We start from the raw sequence: 5,000 nt of genomic DNA, 5'->3' as shown, positions 1-5,000 counted from the left end.
CAGTTGTCGCGCCAGCGGCATTGCTGAGTAGCTACGTTAGGAAGGGATAAGCGCTGAAAGCATATAAGCGCGAAACCCACCACAAGATGAGATTTCTTTAAAGGGTCGTGGAAGATGACCACGTTGATAGGCTATAGGTGTAAAGGCAGTAATGTCATAGCCAAGTAGTACTAATAACCCATAGGCTTATTGTACGCCTGTTTTTTTATAAAGTTTAGATAATTATTACACATCATGTCTCTTATTTTCAATATGTTAAGATATTTGCAAGAGTTATCTTGCAGTTAACAGTGAAAAGCTAAAAGTGACCGGTTTAATAACAGGTAGTTTTTACCAAGTAACTCTTAACTTAAAACTTAAGGTGATTATAGCGATGGGGCTCACCTCTTACCATTCCGAACAGAGAAGTTAAGCCCATTAGCGCCGATGGTACTGCATTTGTGGGAGAGTAGGTCGTTGCCTTTTTTATTCTAAATCAAGTTTAGAATTTATAAATCCTCAACATGTCTGTGTTGAGGATTTTTTTTTGCTTAAACTTAATTTAAACTACTAGAAAAGAGCTTCGATGCCATATCGATTTGGTAGATTTGATAACACGCCGTGTAAGTTTAAAGAAGGAACTTATATTTCTAAAATATCTAAAAGTGATTATTCCGGCCGGTAGGTTAGTGTTAAATAATTTTACCGAATGATTTAAACTTCGAGGATCACTTTAAAATATAAGATTCTTATAAAGTATTGAGATCTTTATTGGAATTATTTTGAACCTTTTAGGCAGTGTCTCATAAACTGCGTAAGTTTTTAATAGAAAATCACTAGTGTCCGATTAAAAATATTATAATGCTGTCCATCCTTTTAAAATTAAGAACTTTGCACGTTTTTTAAAATGTCACCTTGTTTATTTGAAATAATTATTAAGATTTAAAGGAACTATTTTGTTAATTTAAAGTACTTCGGTTTATCAGTTAGTTAGAATCAAGTCTTGGTTCTTATGTCTATTAGCGAAGCGGTCTTATGTCTTTTGTCGGACATTAATGATAGAAAATGTATAATTACTTATAGTGTTATCCCTTGGGTTCTCTTAGCAGCTATGAGGCTTTATGTTTAAATAGATTATTTTTTGTGGTGTAGAAAGAAAAATAACTATGGTCTTTTCGGTTTAGACACCTTTTGATTTATAATTTTTTCAGATAAAGAGCTTATACAAACTTATTTATTCTTTTATATACATACAGAATCTCGATTGGTTTGTACCAAATTAACAACACGACATTTCAAAATTAAATCAGTATGAGAGTCTATCAAGATCTAATGTCTTAAACTTATGTATTTCTCAATTGCCCAGTAGTTCTTCTACTAAAAATTCAGAAGGCGGTTGCTTATATTTATGCGATAACATGAACAGTACTCCCAATTTTAAGTGCTAGTTGTTTATTCAAAATGTTAAACCATTTTAATTCTAGGCTTGGTATAAAGCGCAAGAATGATTAAAAAGCGTGTTATGGCTTAAACAACATTTTTTATTAATAATCTTATGCTGTGAAATACTTATGCAAAAACAGCTAAGAGTTGTTATCTTATGGAAGAAGAATGTACAACGTATCACTAATTATGATATTTTAAAATGACTTAGGGAGGTGGTGTAGTCGTACTATTTATTTTTTTTTGAGAGTTATAGAACGCATAGTCATGAAATAATAAAGAAAATATTCCATCAGTTTTCATATGGATGTGGGCTTGTGTTAAGCTAGGAAACAAGCAACATCACTTTTTTTTATTTTTTCTCGAGTGATAACCCCCACAAAACAAGGTCATTAAAGAGGCGGCAAAAAAACTTTAAAAAAAGGCAGAAAAAAGTGGTTGATAATACGGAAATGTATTGTATGTTTGCACCCGCTAAAACGGGTATTAAACTTGTTAGTTGCGAAGTTCATTTAGAGTGTGATTTAAGGCTAAAAAAAGTAGAGTGATATTTTTTTTAAAAAAAACTTTAAAAAGCATTGTGAGATTAAAAAAAGGTGTTATATTTGCACCCGCTAACGGAGGAAACGACGTTAGTTCAAGAGAAACAAGTTCATAAACATATTGAATTGACAGCGTAAGATTTTAACTGGAAACGGTTAAGATCACAAAAGAGAATAGACCATTTTGAGAACTAGAACATTCCTATTTAGTTGTTAAAGTTGTTGGCTAGTTTTAGAATTAGCGAGCACGATAAAAATTAACGATGAAGAGTTTGATCCTGGCTCAGGATGAACGCTAGCGGCAGGCCTAACACATGCAAGTCGAGGGGTAACGAGAGTGCTTGCACTTGTCGACGACCGGCGCACGGGTGAGTAACGCGTATAGAATCTGCCTTTTACTGGAGAATAACCAGGAGAAATTCTGACTAATACTCCATAGTATATAATATTCGCATGGATTTTATATTAAAGATTTATCGGTAAAAGATGATTATGCGTCCTATTAGCTAGATGGTGTGGTAACGGCATACCATGGCTACGATAGGTAGGGGCCCTGAGAGGGGGATCCCCCACACTGGAACTGAGACACGGACCAGACTCCTACGGGAGGCAGCAGTGAGGAATATTGGACAATGGGCGAGAGCCTGATCCAGCCATGCCGCGTGCAGGATGACTGCCCTATGGGTTGTAAACTGCTTTTATACAGGAAGAAACACCTCTACGTGTAGAGGCTTGACGGTACTGTAAGAATAAGGATCGGCTAACTCCGTGCCAGCAGCCGCGGTAATACGGAGGATCCAAGCGTTATCCGGAATCATTGGGTTTAAAGGGTCCGTAGGTGGATGATTAAGTCAGGGGTGAAAGTCTGCAGCTCAACTGTAGAATTGCCCTTGATACTGGTTATCTTGAGTTATTATGAAGTAGTTAGAATATGTGGTGTAGCGGTGAAATGCATAGATATCACATGGAATACCAATTGCGAAGGCAGATTACTAATAATGAACTGACACTGATGGACGAAAGCGTGGGGAGCGAACGGGATTAGATACCCCGGTAGTCCACGCCGTAAACGATGGATACTAGTTGTTCGGACTTCGGTTTGAGTGACTAAGCGAAAGTGATAAGTATCCCACCTGGGGAGTACGTTCGCAAGAATGAAACTCAAAGGAATTGACGGGGGCCCGCACAAGCGGTGGAGCATGTGGTTTAATTCGATGATACGCGAGGAACCTTACCAGGGCTTAAATGTAGATTGACAGGTTTAGAGATAGACTTTTCTTCGGACAATTTACAAGGTGCTGCATGGTTGTCGTCAGCTCGTGCCGTGAGGTGTCAGGTTAAGTCCTATAACGAGCGCAACCCCTGTTGTTAGTTGCCAGCGAGTAGTGTCGGGAACTCTAACAAGACTGCCGGTGCAAACCGTGAGGAAGGTGGGGATGACGTCAAATCATCACGGCCCTTACGTCCTGGGCTACACACGTGCTACAATGGTAGGGACAGAGAGCAGCCACTTCGCGAGAAGGAGCGAATCTATAAACCCTATCACAGTTCGGATCGGAGTCTGCAACTCGACTCCGTGAAGCTGGAATCGCTAGTAATCGCATATCAGCCATGATGCGGTGAATACGTTCCCGGGCCTTGTACACACCGCCCGTCAAGCCATGGAAGCTGGGAGTACCTGAAGTCCGTTACCGCAAGGAGCGGCCTAGGGTAAAATCGGTAACTAGGGCTAAGTCGTAACAAGGTAGCCGTACCGGAAGGTGCGGCTGGAACACCTCCTTTCTAGAGAAAGACGACTAAGAGGAAGAAAAAAACCTAGCTTGAAAAATAGTTTATTCTCATTGCTGTTAATTTAAAAATATAGAGATTAGATTCTAGAGCCAAGAGCCTAGACATTAAAGTCTAGATTCTAGTGTCTAAACATCTAGTATCTCAAGAAAACAGTCTCATAGCTCAGCTGGTTAGAGCGCTACACTGATAATGTAGAGGTCGGCAGTTCGAGTCTGCCTGAGACTACAGAGTTGTCGAAAGACAGACGAGAAGTTTACCCTGAGCGTAGTCGAGGGGAGTCTGCCTGAGACTACGAAGCACTTAAGTGCTGAGTATGCCCACGAGAGTGGGTATCTTTTAAAGGGAATCGATAGGATTGTTTTTAAAAGAAACGTTCTTTAAAAAAAAAGGAAATTTTAGAAGTAGAGCAACCCAGTTAACGTTGCAGCGATTAGTTACTGTTAACTTTTAACTAAGACTGTTCACTTAAACACGGGGGATTAGCTCAGCTGGCTAGAGCGCCTGCCTTGCACGCAGGAGGTCATCGGTTCGACTCCGATATTCTCCACTAGAGAGTACAAAGATAAAAGTACAAAGTATTAAGATGCGTCTTAATACTTAATACTAAGATCTTAATACTTTTAAACGTTCATTGACATATTGAAAAAAAGATACATGAAAAAATATATAGATTTAATCTATTATTTAAGTAATAATTTAAGATTAAGCATACTCACAACGAGCGATGTATGTTTAGTCATATTGTATTTATCAATTTCTTGATAGATATAGTAAACTCATTAAAAAAGCAAAAAGTACAATAAGCTAAATAAGGGCGTATGGGGAATGCCTAGGCTCTCAGAGGCGATGAAGGACGTGATAAGCTGCGAAAAGCTACGGGGATCTGCACACAAGATTTGATCCGTAGATATCCGAATGGGGCAACCCACTATATTGAAGATATAGTATCCAGCGATGGAGGTAAACCCGGAGAACTGAAACATCTAAGTACCGGAGGAGAAGAAAACAAAAGTGATTCCGTCAGTAGCGGCGAGCGAACGCGGATTAGCCCAAACCATAATTGTTACGGCAATTGTGGGGTTGTAGGACCACGATATTTGAGCTACAATGAATTAGAAACTGTTTGGAAAGACAGGCCATAGACGGTGATAGCCCGGTATAAGTAAAGCGTAGTAAGATAGTGGTATCCTGAGTAGTGCGGGACACGAGTAATCCTGTATGAAACAGTCGGGACCATCCGATAAG

At 39.2% G+C, this 5,000-nt stretch carries 2 tRNA genes and 4 rRNA genes (2 of these 6 only partly in view); all 6 read left to right on the top strand.

What is annotated here, in order from left to right:
• Positions 1–194, top strand: a 23S ribosomal RNA gene (locus tag FEZ18_RS04950); it begins 2,655 nt to the left of the window's first position.
• A 163-nt stretch (positions 195–357) separates the two neighbouring features.
• Positions 358–465 (top strand): 5S ribosomal RNA (gene rrf / locus FEZ18_RS04945).
• A 1,759-nt stretch (positions 466–2,224) separates the two neighbouring features.
• Positions 2,225–3,746 (top strand): 16S ribosomal RNA (locus FEZ18_RS04940).
• A gap of 160 nt (positions 3,747–3,906) precedes the next feature.
• Positions 3,907–3,980: transfer RNA gene (locus FEZ18_RS04935), tRNA-Ile, on the top strand.
• A 248-nt stretch (positions 3,981–4,228) separates the two neighbouring features.
• Positions 4,229–4,302, top strand: a tRNA-Ala gene (locus FEZ18_RS04930).
• A 250-nt stretch (positions 4,303–4,552) separates the two neighbouring features.
• Positions 4,553–5,000, top strand: a 23S ribosomal RNA gene (locus FEZ18_RS04925) (it continues 2,402 nt past the right edge of the window).
• The 16S, 23S and 5S rRNA genes sit together here with 2 tRNA genes alongside, the layout of an rRNA operon.

The organism is Oceanihabitans sp. IOP_32 (assembly GCF_009498295.1).
GTDB classification, from domain to species: Bacteria; Bacteroidota; Bacteroidia; order Flavobacteriales; family Flavobacteriaceae; genus Wocania; species Wocania indica.
The sequence above is the reverse complement of the archived record's forward strand: the minus strand, read 5'-3'. Positions and strand labels throughout refer to the sequence as shown.